This is a genomic window from Arhodomonas sp. KWT (assembly GCF_010993615.1).
In genome coordinates, this window is sequence record NZ_WNXE01000042.1 from 1 (window position 1) to 17,861 (window position 17,861).

Sequence of the window (17,861 nt, forward strand, 5' to 3'; positions counted from 1 at the left end):
ATCGGCATCGAGGCGCCGGCGCTGCCGCACCGCCGCCGCGCGGGTGACCGCGGGACCTATCAGGATTACTACACGCCCGAGACCCGGGCGCTGGTGGCCCGTCACTACGCCGAGGACATCGAGCGCTTCGGCTACCGCTTCGGCGACGGGGACTGAAGCGGGGCGCGTCCCGCCGGGTCAGCGCTCCACCAGCCAGCGACCGCGGTCGGCGAAGCGCTTGTACGGATTGCGCACGCCCTCGGGCTGGCGGGAGAAGCGGCGGTAGCTCCACAGGTACTGCTCCGGCTGCTCGCGGATCGCCGCCTCGATGGTGTGGTTGAGCGCGGTCGCGGCGGTGGCCGGGTCCGGGTCGGCGACCGCCGGGTCGGCGCGGCGCCAGTGCACGCGGAAGCCCCGGCCGGCGGGCAGGCGCTCGGCCCAGCCGATCACCACCGGGGCGCCGCTGCGTTCGGCGATGCGGCCGAACAGGGTCATGGTCTTGGCCGGCTGGCCGAAGAACGGGACGTGCACGCCCTCGCCGGGGGGCTGCTGGTCCGGCAGGATGCCCACGCCCTCGCCGTCGCGCAGCGCCCGCAGCAGGGCGCGCACGCCGCCGGCGCGGGCGGGGTGGAAGTGCGCCCCGGTGCGCGAGCGCGCCGCCACCAGCAGCGACTCCAGCCACGCCTGGCGCGGCGGCCGGTACAGGGCGTGGAGCGGGGTGCGCTGTGCGACCCACGCCTGAAGCAGCTCCCAGGCGCCGAGGTGGGGCGCGATGATGAGTACGCCGCGGCCCTCGGACAGGGCCTCCGTGAACACCGCCTCGCCGTCCACCTCCCGGATCAGCGCCAGGGTCTCCGTCACCGGCCGGTGCCAGATCGCCCCGAGCTCGAGCAGGTTGCACGCCGAGGACTGCAGCGCGCGGCGGGCGAGCGTGCGCTTCGCCGCCGGCGGCAGCGCGGGGAAGCACAGCTCCACGTTCACGCGCACGATGCGCCGGACGTCGTTGGGGAAGCCGTCCGCGAGCGTGCCCACGGCCCGGCCGGCGCCGTGGAGCAGGCGCAGGGGCAGGCGGGCGGTCAGCCGGAGCAGACCATCTACGAGGCGGGCGCGCAGCACGATGGAGAGGCGGGGGCGGTGACCGGCGGGCTCACTCCCGCCGGTGCTGCTCGAGGATGCGCGGGTCGTCCGGGTGGAAGTCCTTCACCACGTACTCGGCGCCGCAGTAGGGGCACTTCCCCTCGCCGGTCTTGTGCAGGGGGATGAAGACCTTGGGGTGGGAGTTCCACAGGTACATCCCGGGCATGGGGCAGGACACCGGCAGGTCGTCCACCGTCACCTCGTAGCGGTGCGCGGCGTTCGGCTGGATCAGGTCCTGGCGGTCGTGAGTCTGGGGATCAGGCACGTCGTATCCTCCCGAGCGATGTTCAGGCTACCGGGGTCAGCCATTCGGGGTGGGCGTCCCGGCGGCCCTCCACCTGGTCGAAGAATCGTTTCTGCAGGTCCGCGGTCACCGGCCCGCGGCGGCCCTCGCCGAGCACCCGGCCGTCGAGCTCGCGGATGGGGGTGACCTCGGCGGCGGTCCCGGTGAAGAATGCCTCGTCGCAGACGTAGACCTCGTCGCGGGTGATCCGCCGTTCGCGCACCTCGTAGCCCGCCTCGTCGGCGAGCTGCATGACCGCGTCGCGGGTGACGCCGGCGAGCGCGGAGGTGAGCTCCGGGGTGTGGATCACCCCGTCGCGCACCATGAAGAAGTTCTCCCCGGAGCCCTCGGCGACGAAGCCGTCCACGTCGAGCAGCAGCGCCTCGTCGTAGCCGGCGGCCACGGCCTCCTGTAGCGCCATCATCGAGTTGATGTAGTTGCCGTTCGCCTTGGCGCGGCACATGGCCACGTTGACGTGGTGGCGCGAGAACGACGAGGTCTTGATGCGGATGCCGCGCTCGATGGCCTCGGCGCCGAGATAGGCGCCCCAGTGCCAGGCGGCGATCATCACGTGCGTGGACAGCCCGTCGGCGCGCAGGCCCATGCCCTCGGAGCCCAGGAACGCCATTGGCCGGAGGTAGGCGCTCTCCAGGCCGTTCTCGCGTACCGTCTCGATGCAGGCCCGGTTGATGGTGTCCGCGTCGAAGGGCATCGGCAGGCCGAGGATCTTGGCGGAGTCCATGAAACGCCGGGTGTGCTCGAACAGCCGGAAGATCGCCGGGCCGTGAACCGTGTTGTAGGCGCGGACACCCTCGAAGACGCCGAAGCCGTAGTGGAGCGTGTGGGTGAGGACGTGGACCCTGGCGTCGCGCCAGGGCACGAACTCGCCGTCGATCCAGATCACGCCGTCCCGGTCCGCCATGCTCATGCGCGGCACTCCTTACACGCTCTATGTGGTCTCGCCCGGTTCCGGGGTATGCGCCGCGCCCATGATCCGCGACCACAGCGCCGTGACCGCTTCGCGCTGCGTCCGGAAGCGCTCGGCGGGAACCCGGGCGGGCAGCTCCTGGAGCGTCAGCCGATGGATCTCCGCGCGGAATACCCGGTAGGCCTCGGCCAGGGTCTCCGCGTCGTCCTCGCCGACGAGACCGTCGTCGCGGGAGAGCTCGCCGAGCAGGCGGATATTGTCCGTGAATCGCAGCAGGCCGGGGTTGTCATGGGCTCCGGCAAGGACCCCATATTGGACCATAAATTCGATATCCGCGATACCGCCACGGTCGTTCTTGAGGTCGAAGACGTCCTCGTCGCCGGAGGCCTTGGCACGGCGCATGCGCTCGCGCATGGCGGCGACCTCGCCGCGCAGTGCCTCGGGGTCGCGCGGGCGGGTGAGGATCTCGCGGCGCAGCGCCTCGATGCGCTTGCCGAGGTCAGTGTCTCCGGCGACCACCCGGGCGCGCACCAGGGCCTGGTGCTCCCAGGTCCAGGCGTTGTCGCGCTGGTAGGTGGCGAAGGCGTCGAGGCTGGTGGCGAGCAGCCCCGACTTGCCACTGGGGCGCAGCCGCGTGTCCACCTCGTAGAGGATGCCGCCGGGGGTGGTGGTGGCCAGGATGTGAATGATGCGCTGGGCGAGGCGGGCGAAGAATACCGCGTTCTCCACGCTCTTCTCGCCGTCGGTGTGCAGCGCCTCGCCGCGGGCGTCGTTGACGAACACCAGGTCCAGGTCCGAGCCGTAGCCGAGCTCGATGCCGCCGAGCTTGCCGTAGGCGAGCACCGCGAAGCCCTGGCGCACGTGCTCGCCGTCCACCAAGCCGGTGGGCTCACCGAAACGGCGGCTGACGTGGTACCAGGCGACGCGCAGGACCTCCTCGACCACCACCTCGGCGATGTCGGTGAGGTAGTCGCTGACCACCATGATCGGGATCGCCTCGGCGAGGTCCGCGGCGGCCACGCGCAGGACGTTGGCCTGGCGGAAGTGGCGCAGCTCCTCCATCTGGCGCTCGAGGTCGTCGTCGTCGACCCGGGCCATGCGTGCGGCGAGCTCCCCGGCCAGGGCCTCGCGGCGCAGCGGCGTGTACAGCGTGCGCGGGTCGAGGAGCTCGTCGAGGAGCACCGGGTGGCGTGCGAGCAGCCGCGCGATCCAGGGGCTGGCGCTGCATAGCTGCACGAGCTGGGACAGCGCCATCGGGTTCTCGCTGAGCAGCGCCAGGTAGACGGTGCGCCGGGCCACCGTCTCCAGCAGCGAGAGCACCCGCTCCAGGGTGGCGTCCGGGCCGGGCTGGCCGGAGACGGCCTGCAGCAGCATGGGCATGAGCCGGTCGAGCCGGCCCCGGCCGCGGGCCGAGAGCGAGCGTGCGGTGTGGCCCTCGCGCAGGGCGGCGATGCGCTCGCGGCCGCGCGAGGGGTGGGCGAAGCCGGCGTCGTGGAGGAACTCGTCGGTCTCGTCGTCGTCGAGGGTGGCGTTCCAGACGTCGCCGAAGTCGGTGGCCCCGGCATCGGCCTCGCCGGCCTCCTGGGGGGCGACGAAGACCTGGTCGAAGTGGGCCTGCACCCGGGCGCGCCAGCCCTCCAGCGCGGCGGTGAAGGTGTCGTAATCCGGGTAGCCCATGGCGAGGGCGAGCCGGGCGCCGTCCAGGGGATCGTCCGGAAGCTGGTGGGTCTGGCTGTCGTACATCGCCTGCAGCCGGTTCTCGCTGCGGCGCAGGAAGGCATAGCCCTCGGCGAGCTCGTCGCGGGTGTGCGCGGGGATCTGGTCGTGCTCGGCGAGTCGCGAGAGCATCTCCAGCAGCGAGCGCCCCTGCAGGGCCGGCTCCTGGCCGCCGCGGATGAGCTGGAAGGCCTGGACGATGAACTCGATCTCGCGGATGCCGCCGCGGCCGAGCTTGATGTTGTCCGCCATGCCCCGGCGCCGGACCTCGCGGTCGACCAGGGCCTTCATCTCGCGCAGGTTCTCGAAGGCGCCGTAGTCGAGGTAGCGGCGATAGACGAACGGCCTCAGGGCCGCGAGCAGGGTCGCCCCGCGCTCGTAGTCACCGCCGACGATCCGCGCCTTGATCATGGCGTAGCGTTCCCACTCCCGGCCCTGGTTCTGGTAGTAGAGCTCGAGGGCGTTGAAGCTGCTTGCCAGCGGGCCGGAGCTGCCGAAGGGGCGCAGGCGCATGTCCACCCGGAAGGCCTGGCCGTCCGGTGTCTGCCGGTCCAGCGCGGCGATCAGCTCCTGGCCGAGGCGGTTGAAGAACTCCTCGTTCGCCCGCGGGCGCCGGCCGTCGGTCTCGCCCGCTTCGGGGAAGGCGAAGATCAGGTCGATATCCGAGGAGAAGTTGAGCTCGCCGCCGCCGAGCTTGCCCATGCCGATCACGCTCATCCGCAGGGCCTCGCCGTCGGCGTTGCGCGGCACGCCCCAGAGCGCGCAGCGACGCTCGTAGAGGTGGGCGAGGGTACGGTCGATGCAGGCCTCGGCGAGGCCGGAGAGCTCGCCGAGGGTCTCCTCCAGGGGTGCGATGCCGGCGAGGTCCCGCCAGGCGATACGCGCCATCTCCACGTCGCGGAAGCGGCGCAGGGCGCGCTGCAGCGCCTCCGCGCCGTCGGCGTCCGCGATGGCGCCGTCGAGGCGTTCGCGGTAGGTATCGAGGGTGCGCGCCTCCGCGAGCGGGGCCGGGGCTGTCAGCGCGGCAAGCGTCTCGGGGCGCTGGATGCAGACCCGGGCCACGAAGGGGCTGGTCGCCCAGACCAGGGGCAGCGAGGCCTGGACCCGGGCGTCGTCCGGCGCGCCGCGTTCGGCGAGCAGGGTCTCCAGCGGCTCCGCGACCCCGTCCCGGAGGGCCTCGGGCAGGGCGTCGAAGGCGTCGCGCAGGGGCTTGGGGGCGTTGTCCATGCTCATGGGCGGAGCCTACTACAGGTGGTGCCCGCGTCGGCATATCCCCGGGGCAAGGGCCGGGTGCCGGTCCGTGCCCCGGGGCGCGACGGAGTCTCCGGGACGGTCAGTCCAGGTGCTCGAACAGCGCGGCTATGCCCTGGCCGCCGCCGATGCACATGGTCACCACGGCATAGCGCCCACAGATGCGCTCCAGCTCGTGGATCGCCTTGACCGTGAGGATGGCCCCTGTGGCGCCGATGGGGTGGCCAAGGGAGATGCCGCTGCCGTTGGGGTTCACCCGTGCCGGGTCCAGCCCGAGGTCGCGCACCACCGCGAGGGCCTGCGCGGCGAAGGCCTCGTTGATCTCCCAGGTGTCCACGTCGCCGGTGGCCACGCCGGTGCGCTCGAGGAGCTGGCGCACGGCGGGGACCGGGCCGATGCCCATGTACCTGGGGTCCACGGCGGCCACGGTGCCGGCGACCAGCCGCGCCCGCGGTTTCAGGCCCTGGCGCTCGGCGGCCTCGCGGGAGGCGAGCACCACCGCGGCGGCGCCGTCGTTGAGTGTCGAGGCGTTGCCGGCGGTGACGGTGCCGCCGTCGCGCTTGAACACGGGCTTCATCGCGGCCATGCGCTCGGTGTCGATGTCCCGGCGCGGGCCCTCGTCGGTGTCCACGGTGACCGTGCCCTTGCGCCCGCGGATCTCCACCGGAAGGATCTGCTCGCGGAAGTGGCCGGCGTCGATGGCGGCCGCCGCGCGGCGGTGGCTCTCCGTGGCGAGGGCATCCTGGTCCTCGCGGGATATCCCCCACTTCTCGGCGACGTTCTCGGCGGTGATGCCCATGTGGCACTTGTCGAACGGGTCGGTCAGCGCGCCGACCATGGCGTCGAGCATCTGCCCGTCGCCCATGCGCTGACCCCAGCGGCCGCTCGGCAGCCAGTAGGGGGCGCGGCTCATGGCGTCGCCGCCGCCGGCGACGGTGCAGTCGGCATCGCCGGTGCGGATGTAGTCCGCGGCGGTGAGGATGGCCTGCAGGCCGCTGCCGCACAGGCGGTTGAGGGTGAGCGCCGGCGTGGTCACGGGCAGGCCGCCGTTCACGGAGGCGACCCGGGCGAGGTACATGTCCCGCGGCTCGGTGTGGATGACATTGCCGAAGACCGTATGCCCCACCGCCTCCGGCGAGACGCCGGCACGGGCGACCGACTCGCGCACCACCGAGGCGGCGAGCTCGCCGAGGGGGACGTCCTTGAGTGCACCGCCGTAACTGCCGACGGGGGTGCGGACACCGCTGACAACGACTACGTCCTGCATGACGGGGACTCCCTGAGCTGTTCTGTGTGGGGTGAGGCCGGCGGGGCGCGTTCACCGGCGGCGCTGCACCGCACCAACCGTGAATGCACTCCAACGCCCATCATCGTGATTCTACGCATCAAAATCAGCAATTTCTTGAACGGAGGGGGCTGGTCGGCGAAAATGGCGCGCTTCGAGAGCGCGGAATCCGGGCGCGCCCGGCCGACCCCGATCGGGGGGGACAACCCCGGCGGTATCGGCTGTCGGGCCGCCTTCGATGCAACCGGACCACGATGGGCGGGCGCATGCCCCCGGGCAAAGGCCAGAAGCCGGCGCCGCCCCAATGTCTCTAGGGAGGTTATTCATGACCCAGCACATCCAGTATCCGGAATCGGGTGAAAAGATAAAGGTCGTCGACGGCAAGATCTCCGTGCCGGACAACCCGGTTCTCGGTTACGTCGAGGGGGACGGCATCGGCCCGGACATCACCCGCGCGAGCATGCGTATCTGGGACGCCGCGGTCGAGCAGGCCTACAACGGTCAGCGCCGGATCCACTGGGCCGAGCTCTACATGGGTGAAAAGGCTGCCGGCCTTTACGACGGCGACTACTTCCCCGAGGAGACCCAGGCCGCGCTCCAGGACCTCATCGTCTCCATCAAGGGCCCGCTGACCACGCCGGTCGGGGGCGGTTTCCGCTCGCTCAACGTGGCCCTGCGCCAGAAGCTCGACCTCTACGCCTGCGTGCGCCCGGTGCGGCATTATGATGGCGTGCCCTCGCCGCTGCGCAAGCCCGAGGACGTGGACGTGGTCGTCTTCCGCGAGAACACCGAGGACGTCTACGCCGGCATCGAGTACCAGTCCGGCAGCGAGGAGAACAGGAAGGTCGCGAAGTTCCTCAAGGAGGAAATGGGCGAGACCTTCTTCGACGACGCCGGCCTCGGCGTCAAGCCGATCAGCCCCTTCGGTTCCAAGCGCCTGGTGCGCAAGGCCATCCAGTACGCCGTCGACAACAACCGTGAGAGCGTGACCCTTGTCCACAAGGGCAACATCATGAAGTTCACGGAGGGCGCCTTCCGCCAGTGGGGCTACGAGGTCGCCAAGGAGGAGTTCGGCGACGTCACCATCACCGAGGAGGAGCTCTACTCCACCTACGGCGGCAAACGCCCCGAGGGCAAGATCGTCATCAAGGACCGCATCGCCGACATCATCTTTCAGCTGATGCTGCTGCGGCCCAACGAGTTCGACGTGCTCGCCACCATGAACCTCAACGGCGACTACCTCTCCGACGCCATCGCCGCGGAGGTCGGCGGCGTTGGTATCGCGCCGGGGGCGAACATGTCCGACCACGTGGCCGTGTTCGAGGCCACCCACGGCACCGCGCCGAAGTACGCCAACCAGGACAAGGTCAACCCGGGCTCGCTGCTGTTCTCCGGCGTGATGATGCTCGACTACCTCGGCTGGACCGAGGCGGCGGACCTAATCCGCGCGGCCTATCAGAAGGTGGTCACCACCGGCATCGTGACCTACGACTTCGCCCGCCAGATCGAGGGCGCGACCGAGGTCAAGACCAGCCAGTTCGCCGACGCGATCATCGAGCAGATGCAGGGCCGCATCGACCTCGCCAAGTACCAGCAGGAGCGCGAGGAGGCCATCGAGCACGACCGCAAGGTCCGCGAGCTGCGCCGCGTGGCCTCGCCGCTGGAGGAGATGATCGCCTCCGGGCGTACGCCGCAGAGCGTGCGCGAGATGATGAACCCGGAGCCGGTCTCCGTGGCCGCGGCCACCTCCGTGGAGGACGCCATGCACCTGATGCGTGAGCGCCACATCAGCTCGGTGATCTGCGAGCCGGGGGACGACGGTGCCTGGGGCATCATGACCCAGCGCGACGTCCTCTCGCGCATCATCTCCGCCGGCCGCCGTCCGTCGGACGCCCGGGTCAGCGAGGTGGCCTCCAAGCCGCTGGTCACCGTGCCGGGGGATATGGGCCTGCAGGAGTGTGCGGAGAAGATGAGCAAGGAGAACATCCGTCGCGTGGTCGTGGTGGAGAACGAGCGCCCGGTGGGCATCATCTCCGACACGGACATCTTCGCCGCCGTCGAGCAGTTCGGCCTGCCGGAGTAGGCCCCCACCGCCCCTGGCGGTACCGAACGCCCGGGTGCCGCGTGCGCCCGGGCGTTTCTGTGTGTGGCCCCGTGAGCCTGCCGGCGGCGACGCCGGTCCGCGCGCCCGGTGCCGGGCCGGCGTGGACGGGGACGCCGGGATGAGGGGGGAGTCATGTTCGGGGTAGGCTGGATAATACGTCCGCCCAGGGGGAGAAGAGAATGAACGACAAGCGCACCGATGCGCCGCTCCGCGAGGACATCCGCCAGCTCGGCGGGCTGCTCGGCAGCACGCTCTACGAGCAGGCCGGCGAGTCCGTTTTCCACGTCGTCGAGGAGGTCCGGCGTCTGTCCAAGGAGGCACGCGCCGGCGACGCGGAGGCCGCGCAGGCGCTGGAGCGCATGCTCGCCGAGCTGCCGGACGAGCACATCATGCCGGTGGTGCGCGCGTTCTCGCAGTTCCTCAACCTCGCCAACATCGCCGAGCAGCACCACCGGGTGCGCCGTAGCCGGACGTGGCTGCGCGACCCGGATTCCGCACCGCTGCGCGGCTCGCTGGAGGAGAGCTTCGAGCGCCTGAGCGGCGAGGTCGACGGCGAGCGGCTCCACCAGGCCGTGTGTGACCTGTCCATCGAGCTGGTGCTGACCGCCCATCCCACCGAGGTCAGCCGTCGCACCCTCCTGCAGAAGTACAACCGCATCGCCGAGCTGCTGGACCAGCAGGACCGTCTCGACCCCATCCCCGAGGAGATCGAGGAGGTCCACCAGTCGCTGCGCCGCGAGATCACCGCGGCCTGGTACACCGACGAGATTCGCCGCCAGCGCCCGCGCCCCCAGGACGAGGCACGCTGGGGGCTGGCGGTGATCGAGCAGACCCTCTGGGACGTCATCCCGCGCTACCTCCGCCGGCTCGACCGCCAGGTCTACCGGCGTACCGGCGAGCACCTGCCGCTGGATGCCGCACCCATCCGCTTCGGCTCCTGGATGGGGGGCGACCGCGACGGTAACCCCCGGGTCACCGCCACGGTTACCCGTGAGGTCTGCCTGCTCAACCGCTGGATGGCCGTCCAGCTCTACGAGCAGGAGGTCGGCCGGCTGATCACCGAGCTGTCGCTGCAGTGTGCCGACGACGAGCTCCAGCGCGCCTCCGGCGCAGCCTGGGAGCCGTACCGCCAGGTCCTCAAGGACGTTCGCCAGCGTCTGCGCGACACCCGCGCCTGGATCGACGCCCGCCTCGCCGGCGAGCGGCCGGCGGACGCGCCCGTCTACCGCTATGCGGAGGAGCTGCGCGAGCCGCTTCTGACCTGCTATCACTCCCTGCAGGCGTGCGGTGCCGGCGTGGTCGCCGAGGGCCGGCTACTGGACCTGATCCGGCGGCTGTCCGTGTTCGGCCTGACCCTGATGCGCGTGGACGTGCGCCAGGAGGCCGGGCGCCACAACGATGCCCTGGATGCCATCACCCGGGAGCTGGGCCTGGGCAGCTACCACGAGTGGGACGAGGACGACCGCCAGGCCTTCCTTATCCGCGAGCTCTCCAGCCGCCGGCCGCTGGTGCCGCGGGAGTTCCAGCCGGACGAGGAGGTCCGCGAGGTGCTCGACACCTTCGCCGTGATGGCGGAGATGGGGCCGGATTCCCTCGGTGCCTACGTGATCTCCATGGCCGCGCGCCCGTCGGACATCCTCGCCGTCGAGCTGCTGCAGAAGGAGGCGGGGGTGCGGCACTTCCTGCGCGTGGTGCCGCTGTTCGAGACCCTGGACGACCTGGAGGCCGCCGAGGCCACCATGGAGCGTCTGCTGGAGATCCCCTGGTACCGCGAGCGCATCCAGGGTCACCAGGAGGTGATGATCGGCTACTCCGATTCGGGCAAGGACGCCGGGCACCTCACCGCCGCCTGGGCGCTCTACCAGACCCAGGAGCGGCTGGTGGCGCTGGCCCGGCGCCAGGGCGTCCGACTGACGCTGTTCCACGGCCGTGGCGGGTCCATCGGCCGTGGTGGCGGCCCCACCCACGCCGCCATCCTATCCCAGCCCCCGGGCAGCGTGGAGGGGCGGCTGCGGGTGACCGAGCAGGGCGAGGTGATCCAGGCGAAGTTCGGGCTGCCGGGCATCGCCCAGCGCAACCTCGAGCTCTACACCACCGCGGTGCTGGAGGCCTCGCTGTGCCCGCCGGCCTCCCCGCAGGACGACTGGCGGACGCTCATGGACCGTCTCGCCGCCACCGCACGGGATACCTACCGCGGCCTGGTGCGCGAGACCCCGGAGTTCATCGACTACTTCCGCCACGCCACCCCGGAGCACGAGATCGGGATGCTGACCATCGGCAGTCGCCCGGCGCGGCGCAAGCCGACCCGCGGCGTGGAGAGCCTGCGGGCGATCCCCTGGATCTTCTCGTGGACGCAGACGCGGTTGCTGCTGCCGGCCTGGCTCGGCGTGGGCGAGGCCCTGGCGGAGGGACTCGCGGAGGATGGCGAGACCCTGCGCGAGATGTACCGCCAGTGGCCGTTCTTCCGCGCGTTCCTGGACATGGTCGAGATGGTGCTCGCCAAGGGCGACCCGCAGGTGGCCGCCTGGTACGACGCGCGGCTGGTGCCGGAGCCGCTGCGCGGGCTGGGCGAGCGGCTGCGCGGGCAGTACGACCGGACCCTCGACGGGGTGCTCGCGGTCACCGGCCACGAGGCGCCGCTGGAGGACTTCCCCGTGGTGCAGCGCTCGGTGGCGGTGCGCAACCCTTACGTCGACCCGCTCAACCTGATCCAGGTGGAGCTCCTCGACCGCGTGCGCCACGGCCGCGAGGAGGCGCTGCTGCCGCCACTGATGGTCTGCATCAACGGCATCGCCGCGGGTATGCGCAACACCGGGTAGGGGCGGCAACCCCGGAGCGGAAAGCGCGGGGCATACCGGGGCCGGCCCGGCCGTATGGGGCACGGCGCCCCGTCAGGCCGTCCCTGCTTCCTCGCGCCCTGTCGCTTATCCCGCCCGCCGTACCAGCCGCGTGCGCGCGTCCCACTGGGCCTCGGGGGGGAGCGTCTCCAGGTAGTGGACCTCGCCCCCGATCTGTGCGGCGACGGGGGCGCCGTCGCGCAGGAGGATGCGGTTGGCGGGGGAGGCCGGGATCCGTCCACCTGGGGTGACGATGCCCATCAGGTTCACCGGATCCGCCGCGGAGATCACCACGAGGGTGTCGTCCGGTTCGGCATGGCGGTAGCGCGCGAGCGCCCCCACCGCGTCGGGATGGGCGAACTGCTCGCCGGCGAACTGGTCGACGAAACGGCCACCGTGGACCTCGCCACGGGCCTCCAGCAGCCGGAAGACGTAGAGCAGCTCCCGCCACGGCGGCAGTGCCTGCTCGCGGGCCAGTACCCGGCGGAAGACCACACCGTAGCGACGCAGCAGCACCCGGGCGATGTGCTCCAGGGTGGCGAGGTCGGTCATGCGCCGGCGTTCGTCGGTGCCTGGTGCGGATCCCGGCAGCGCCGCCCAGCGCCCGGCGGCGTCCACGCCCGGCGCGGTACGCCGGCGGCGCCGGCCGCGGGGTGCGAACGACGGGCGCTTGTGACTCGGGGCGATGAGCGCGCGTAGCCCATCGAAGGTATCCGCCGTGACCAGACCCACGGCGACGAGCTCGGCAAGGGCCTCCTCGACCTGGGTGCGGAGCATGCCCGTTGCGGCGACCAGGTCGGCGAAGAATGAGGCACCGTGTTCGCGCAGGGCGGCGAGCACCCGCTCGGCCCCGCCGGAAAGGATCGTCTCTCCCGCCTGCGGCGCCGGGATCACGGTCCGCCAGTGGACCAGATTCTCACGCTCTATCAGTGAGATGGGTGTGTTCCGGACGGGGGCGGCGTGGCGGCGGCCGTCGTCGCCGGCGCGCGGCGGGTTGAGTCGCAGCCAGGCGAAACGGCCGGTGGTGAGCAGCTGGTCGAGCTGGCTGCCGGTGTAGTCCGCCACTCGGGCGGGCAGCAGGTCGCCCTCCCACGCGCGGGCCGGTACGGGAAAGCCCTCGAGCTGTTCCAGCGCGCCGGCGAGTGTCTCCACCCCCTCGCCGCGCTCGCCGAGGCCGTGCCAGTCGACGAGAAAGCGCAGGTAGCGCCGGGGCGCAACGGGCTCGGCACGGCTGCGGCGGCGCTGCAGGCTGTATCGCTGGATGCGCGCGAGCAGCCCGCGCTCGCACCACTGCACCGCCCCGGCATCGGCGGTAAAGCGGCCCTGGATCGCGAAGCCCTCGGTTTCCAGCCGGGCGAGCGACGCCGCCACGCGCGTGTCGTCGACGCCCAGCGGTGCCGCGAGCCCGGCGGCGGTGACCGGTCCCAGCCCCTCCAGGCGCGAGCGCAGCAGCTCGGTGAGCGCGGCGTCGGCGTCCGCCGGGGGCGTGCCCACGGCATCGATGGCCGGGTTGGCGGGGGTGTCCGGATACAGGGCCTGCATCTCCACGAGGCGCTCCGCCGCCACCCACAGCGTCCCGCCGCCGGGGACGGAGACGGCGCCGGCGCGCTGTTCGGTGGCGAGCTGTTCGAAGAGGGTGCGCCACTCGCCGGCGGTGCCTTCATCGGCGGTGAGGAAGCCATAGGTGACCAGGGCGTCGTGGAGCTCGTCGGCGTCCCGGGGCCGGGGCCAGACCTCGGCGCACACCCGTGCGACGGCGGCGGCGTCCGGCCGCGCCCAGGTCTCCGGGGAGCCGGGGGTGGTATTGCCGGCGATGCTGAGCGTGCGGCGCTCCTCCTGGGCGCCGTCGTCCAGGAAGGCGTAAGGGCGGGCGTTGATCACCTCCTCCGCGAGGGGCGAGGGGGCGGCGAGGTCGCGGGTGGTGACCGTGACCTCGCCGCGTTCCAGCCGTTTGAGCAATGCCTCCAGGCCGTCGACGTCCAGGCTCCCGGCCAGGCAGTCGTGGAGCGTCTGGGTGACCAGCGGATGTTCGGGGATTTCGCGGGCGCCGGCGAGGTTCTCGGCGCAGGCGAGCTGGTCCGGGAAGACCACCGAGAGCAGGTCCTCGGCGTCCTGGCGCTGCAGCTGCGCCGGCCGTCGGCGGCCGCCGTGGCTGCGCCTGACGGCCAGCGAGACGGTCGCCACCCAGCGCCAGCGCGTGGCGAACAGCGGCGCGTCGAGCAGCGCCTGGGTGAGGACCTCCCGAGCGTTGTCGCTCGCCAGGTAACGGGCGACCTCGTCGAGGGGGAAACTGTGGGTGGGGCCCAGGGAGAGCACGATGCTGTCCTCGAGGGCGGCGGCCTGGAGCTCGAAGTTGAAACGCCGGCAGAAGCGCTTGCGTAGCGCGAGCCCCCAGGCGCGGTTGATGCGCGAGCCGTACGGCGAGTGGATCACGAGGTGCATGTCGCCGGCCTCGTCGAAGAAACGCTCCATGGCGAGCTGCGCCCGGGTCGGCACGACGCCGAGGGCGACACGGGCGATGGCCAGGTAGTCGGCGAGCTGTGCCGCGGCGCCCGCCGGCAGGCCGTGGGCGTCCATCAGCCACTCGCGCACCGGTCCGGGGTCGTTGTCCGATGCCGCGAGCCGCTGGTCGACGTCGGCGCGCAGGCGTGAGACCGCCGCCGAGAGCTCCTCGCTGCGCGCCGGTGCCTCGCCGAACCAGAACGGCAGGTTGGGCGGCATGCCCCCGGCGTCCTCCACGAGCACGCGCCCGGATTCCACCTTGAGGATGCGATAGGCGGTGTTGCCGAGCTGGAAGACGTCACCGGGCACGCTCTCGAAGGCGAAGTCCTCGTTCACAGAACCCACCCGCAGCCCCTCCGGCTGGAGGAGGACGTCGTAGTCGAACTGGTCCGGGATCGCGCCACCGTTGGTCAGGGCCACCAGGCGTGCACTGCGGCGCGGGCGCAGCCGGGCGTTGACGGCATCGCGGTGGAGGTAGGCGCCGCGACGCCCGCGACGGGTGGTGATCCCCTCGGCGAGCATGCGCACGATCCCGGTGAACGTCTCGCGGGTGAGTCCCCGGTATGGCCAGGCGGCGGCGAATGCTTCGTACAGGGCCTGCTCGCCCCATTCGCCGGCGGCCGCGGTCTCGGCGACGATCTGCTGGGCGAGGACGTCCAGTGGTGCGTCGGGGATGTGGATGCGGTCGAGCTCGCCGCGATGTACGCAGTCGAGCAGGGCGGTGCACTCCACCAGGTCGTCGCGGGAGAGGGGGAAGAGGCGGCCCCTGGGCAGGCGGCCGAGGCCGTGGCCGGAACGGCCCACGCGCTGGAGCACGGCGCCGATGCCCCGGGGCGAGCCGAGCTGGCAGACCAGGTCGACCTCGCCGATGTCGATGCCGAGCTCCAGCGATGCCGTCGCCACCAGCGCGCGCAGCTCGCCGCGCTTGAGGCGCTGCTCCGCGTCCAGACGGTGCTCGCGGGCCAGGCTGCCGTGGTGGGCGGTCACGGCGCCGTCTCCCAGGCGCTCGGCGAGGTGACGGGCGGCGCGCTCGGCGAGCCGGCGCGTGTTGACGAAGATCAGCGTGGTCCGGTGCGCGTCCACGTGTCCGGCGAGGCGGTCGTAGATCTCCTCCCAGACCTCGTTGGACATGACCGCGGCCAGCGGCGAATCGGGCACCTCCACGGCGAGGTCGCGCTCGCGCACGTGACCGGTGTCCACGATCTCGCAGCGGCCGCGCTCTCCGCTCAGGAACGCGGCGATGTCCTCGATGGGCTTCTGCGTGGCGGACAGGCCGATGCGCTGGGGCGGTCCCGGGGTGAGCCGCGCGAGCCGTTCCAGCGAGAGCGCCAGGTGGGCGCCGCGCTTGTTGCCGGCGAGGGCGTGGATCTCGTCGACGATCACCGTGCGTACCGTCGCGAGCATCCGCCGTCCGGACTCGGAGGTGAGCAGGATGTAGAGCGACTCCGGCGTGGTCACGACGATGTGCGGCGGGTGCCGGCGCATGCGCTCGCGCTCGGCGGTCGGGGTGTCGCCGGTGCGCACCCACGCACGCACCTCCACGGCGGGGTCGCCGCGGGCGGCAAGGGCCTCGCCGATACCGGCGAGAGGCACCTGGAGGTTGCGCTGAATGTCGTTGGACAGTGCCCGCAGCGGCGAGACGTAGAGTACCGTGGTCTCGTCGCCCAGCCCGGCGGCCAGGCCCTCGCGCACCAGCTCGTCCAGGGCCGCGAGGAACGCGGCCAGGGTCTTGCCGGAGCCGGTGGGGGCGGCGATGAGGGTGTCGTGTCCGTTACGGATCGCCGGCCAGGCCCCGCGCTGGGCGGCCGTGGGCTCGCCCAGCGCGGCCCGGAACCAGTCGTTAACGGCGGGGTGGAAGGCGGTCAGTGGCATGATTCATTGGACCCACAGTCGCCGGGGGCGTTCCCGGAGTGTACGTCAATGGCCGTGTCCGCGGGTGGCGGCCGTCGTGTGCGGGCGAGGGCCACTCCGGCGCCACGGAGGCAGCGTGCCGCGTGCGGCGCAACGCGCTTGGGAATCCCCGGCAGGCGCTATATCCTTGGGCGCCGGCAACCATCCCTCGAACGAGTCACCACCGGGTAGGCGATCCATGCAGGAGTACCAGCGCGAGTTTCTAGAGTTCGCCCACGAGCGGGAGGTGCTGCGCTTCGGCCGCTTCACGCTCAAGTCGGGGCGCGAGAGCCCCTATTTCTTCAACGCCGGGCTGTTCAACACCGGCGGCGCCCTGGCCCGGCTCGGACGCTACTACGCCCGTGCCATCGTGGAGGCGGGCGTCGATTTCGACGTGTTGTTCGGGCCGGCCTACAAGGGCATCCCGCTGGCGGCGGCCACCGCCGTGGCGCTGGCCGAGCATCATGGCCGGGACCTGCCCTATGCGTTCAACCGCAAGGAGGCCAAGGATCACGGCGAGGGCGGCAACATTGTCGGGGCGCCGCTGCGCGGACGCGTACTCGTCATCGATGACGTGATCACCGCCGGGACGTCGGTGGCCGAGAGCGTGGCGCTGATCGAGGAGGCCGGAGCCACCCTGGCGGGCGTGGTGATCGCCCTGGACCGCCAGGAGCGCGGTGAGGGCGAACGCTCCGCGGCCCAGGAGGTCGCCGCCCACCACGGTGCGCCGGTCCATGCGATCGCCGACCTGGACACCCTGGTCGCGTACCTGGAGACACAGCCGTCGCCGCCACCGGCCCTCCACGCCCTGCGCGCCTACCGCCGGCGCTATGGTGTGAGTGCCGGCTGACAGCCCCGTCCATCTGCCCGACAATGGCAGAGGGGCAGGCGGCGCGACAGGGGGGTGCGAGTATGTGGATCAGGGCGGCAGCGGGGTTGCTGGTCGCGGCGGTGCTGGTCGCCACGGCCCGGGCGGAGACCTACAAGTGGGTCGACGATCAGGGCAATGTCCACTACAGCGACTCCATTCCCCCGGATGAGGCCGGCGCCCGTCGCGAGCGCGAGATCAAGTCGGACCGCGGCGTCACCGTCAAGCGCGTCGAGCCGCCGCCCACGCGCGAGGAGCTGGACGCCCGCGCCCGGCGGCATGCGCAGGCCGAGGCGCAGGCGCGCGCCGAGGCGGAGCAGCGCGAGCGCGACCGCATACTGCTGCGGACCTATGACAGCCTTGAGGCCATGAAGGCCGCGCGTGACGAGCGCCTGCATGCCCTCGAGGCGCATATCTCGCTGGCCCGGGACCGCCTGCAGCGGCTCGACGAGCGTCGCCAGGCGCTCGCCGATCGGGCCGCGGGAATGGAACGCAAGGGCAGTGACGGCCTGGAGGGGGTTTACGAGCGTATCGATTCCGTACGCGAGCAGATGCGCTCCCAGCGCGAGTACATCCAGCGCCAGCGCCGCGAGAAGGCCCGTGTGCGCGCCCGGTTCGAGGTGGACATGGCGCGCTACCGGGCGCTGACCGACGACGACGGCTAGGCGGCCGCGGCGTGCCCTTCACCGACTCGTTCATCCTCCTGAGCGGGATGCTCGTCGCCGTGAGTATCCTCGCGACGGTGCCGGCGGACCGCAGCGGGGTGCCGCTGCTGGTGGTCTTCCTCGGTGTGGGGATGGTCGCCGGCGCGGACGGGCTGGGCGGGGTGAGCTTCGAGAGCGTCGCCGACGCACACCTCGTCGGGACGGCGGCGCTCGCGGTCATCCTCTTCGACGGGGGCCTGCACACCCCGTTCGCGAGCTTCCGCACCGGGCTCTGGCCCGGGCTCGCCATGGCCACGGCGGGCGTGCTCGTCACCGCCGCGGTCACGGCGGTGGCCGGGGTGGTGCTGTTCGGGCTGGACTGGGGGCCGGCGGCGCTGCTCGCGGCGATGGTGAGTTCCACCGACGCCGCCGCGGTG

At 71.8% G+C, this 17,861-nt stretch carries 11 protein-coding genes and 1 pseudogene; 6 read left to right on the forward strand and 6 right to left on the reverse strand.

Annotated elements, in window-relative coordinates; translation table 11 throughout:
• Nucleotides 1–177 precede the first annotated feature (177 nt).
• The 5 genes from G7A99_RS08990 to G7A99_RS09010 form a co-directional block, all read right to left on the reverse strand.
• Nucleotides 178–1,095, reverse strand: a complete 918-nt coding sequence (locus G7A99_RS08990; RefSeq protein ID WP_163139638.1) for a lysophospholipid acyltransferase family protein — start codon at nucleotides 1,093–1,095, stop codon at nucleotides 178–180.
• A 31-nt stretch (nucleotides 1,096–1,126) separates the two neighbouring features.
• Entirely contained in the window at nucleotides 1,127–1,381 is a 255-nt protein-coding gene (locus tag G7A99_RS08995) for a zinc-finger domain-containing protein (protein WP_163139639.1), read from the reverse strand.
• Nucleotides 1,382–1,403: 22 nt separating this feature from the next.
• Entirely contained in the window at nucleotides 1,404–2,327 is a 924-nt protein-coding gene (locus G7A99_RS09000; protein ID WP_163139641.1) for a branched-chain amino acid transaminase, read from the reverse strand.
• Between the two features lie 21 nt (nucleotides 2,328–2,348).
• Nucleotides 2,349–5,276 (reverse strand): bifunctional [glutamate--ammonia ligase]-adenylyl-L-tyrosine phosphorylase/[glutamate--ammonia-ligase] adenylyltransferase, encoded by a 2,928-nt coding sequence (gene glnE / locus G7A99_RS09005; RefSeq protein ID WP_371807606.1) that lies wholly within the window; start codon nucleotides 5,274–5,276, stop codon nucleotides 2,349–2,351.
• A gap of 100 nt (nucleotides 5,277–5,376) precedes the next feature.
• A complete protein-coding gene (locus G7A99_RS09010) occupies nucleotides 5,377–6,561 on the reverse strand; it encodes an acetyl-CoA C-acyltransferase family protein (protein WP_163139643.1) in 1,185 nt (394 codons plus the stop codon).
• A 343-nt stretch (nucleotides 6,562–6,904) separates the two neighbouring features.
• On the opposite strand from G7A99_RS09010, the pseudogene icd reads away from it, so the two are divergent.
• The 3 genes and pseudogenes from icd to ppc all read left to right on the forward strand — a co-directional run.
• A pseudogene (gene icd, locus G7A99_RS09015) lies at nucleotides 6,905–8,143 on the forward strand (isocitrate dehydrogenase (NADP(+))); the annotation flags it as partial.
• A 147-nt stretch (nucleotides 8,144–8,290) separates the two neighbouring features.
• Nucleotides 8,291–8,662 (forward strand): cyclic nucleotide-binding/CBS domain-containing protein, encoded by a 372-nt coding sequence (locus tag G7A99_RS25380; protein WP_240466212.1) that lies wholly within the window; start codon nucleotides 8,291–8,293, stop codon nucleotides 8,660–8,662.
• Nucleotides 8,663–8,862: 200 nt separating this feature from the next.
• Complete coding sequence (ppc, locus tag G7A99_RS09020) at nucleotides 8,863–11,502, forward strand: phosphoenolpyruvate carboxylase (protein ID WP_018716591.1); 2,640 nt, start codon at nucleotides 8,863–8,865, stop codon at nucleotides 11,500–11,502.
• Between the two features lie 105 nt (nucleotides 11,503–11,607).
• On the opposite strand, the gene G7A99_RS09025 is transcribed toward ppc, so the two are convergent.
• Nucleotides 11,608–15,894 (reverse strand): DEAD/DEAH box helicase, encoded by a 4,287-nt coding sequence (locus G7A99_RS09025; protein WP_205599779.1) that lies wholly within the window; start codon nucleotides 15,892–15,894, stop codon nucleotides 11,608–11,610.
• A 217-nt stretch (nucleotides 15,895–16,111) separates the two neighbouring features.
• On the opposite strand from G7A99_RS09025, the gene pyrE reads away from it, so the two are divergent.
• The 3 genes from pyrE to G7A99_RS25385 all read left to right on the forward strand — a co-directional run.
• The gene (gene pyrE, locus G7A99_RS09030; protein WP_163139647.1) at nucleotides 16,112–16,762 is read left to right on the forward strand and encodes an orotate phosphoribosyltransferase; all 651 of its coding nucleotides are present in this window, start codon (nucleotides 16,112–16,114) and stop codon (nucleotides 16,760–16,762) included.
• 62 nt (nucleotides 16,763–16,824) lie between these two features.
• Entirely contained in the window at nucleotides 16,825–17,445 is a 621-nt protein-coding gene (locus G7A99_RS09035) for a DUF4124 domain-containing protein (protein ID WP_163139649.1), read from the forward strand.
• A gap of 11 nt (nucleotides 17,446–17,456) precedes the next feature.
• A partial coding sequence (locus G7A99_RS25385) for a cation:proton antiporter (protein ID WP_240466206.1) occupies nucleotides 17,457–17,861 on the forward strand: 405 nt, incomplete at its 3' end.

What these genes read in the sequence shown, in the direction of transcription:
- G7A99_RS09035 (WP_163139649.1), top strand. Translation starts at nt 16,825, where the DNA reads ATGTGGATCAGGGCGGCAGCGGGGTTGCTGGTCGCGGCGGTGCTGGTC.
- G7A99_RS09025 (WP_205599779.1), bottom strand. Translation starts at nt 15,894, where the DNA reads ATGCCACTGACCGCCTTCCACCCCGCCGTTAACGACTGGTTCCGGGCC.
- G7A99_RS09000 (WP_163139641.1), bottom strand. Translation starts at nt 2,327, where the DNA reads ATGAGCATGGCGGACCGGGACGGCGTGATCTGGATCGACGGCGAGTTC.
- G7A99_RS25380 (WP_240466212.1), top strand. Translation starts at nt 8,291, where the DNA reads ATGAACCCGGAGCCGGTCTCCGTGGCCGCGGCCACCTCCGTGGAGGAC.
- G7A99_RS09010 (WP_163139643.1), bottom strand. Translation starts at nt 6,561, where the DNA reads ATGCAGGACGTAGTCGTTGTCAGCGGTGTCCGCACCCCCGTCGGCAGT.
- pyrE (WP_163139647.1), top strand. Translation starts at nt 16,112, where the DNA reads ATGCAGGAGTACCAGCGCGAGTTTCTAGAGTTCGCCCACGAGCGGGAG.
- glnE (WP_371807606.1), bottom strand. Translation starts at nt 5,276, where the DNA reads ATGAGCATGGACAACGCCCCCAAGCCCCTGCGCGACGCCTTCGACGCC.
- ppc (WP_018716591.1), top strand. Translation starts at nt 8,863, where the DNA reads ATGAACGACAAGCGCACCGATGCGCCGCTCCGCGAGGACATCCGCCAG.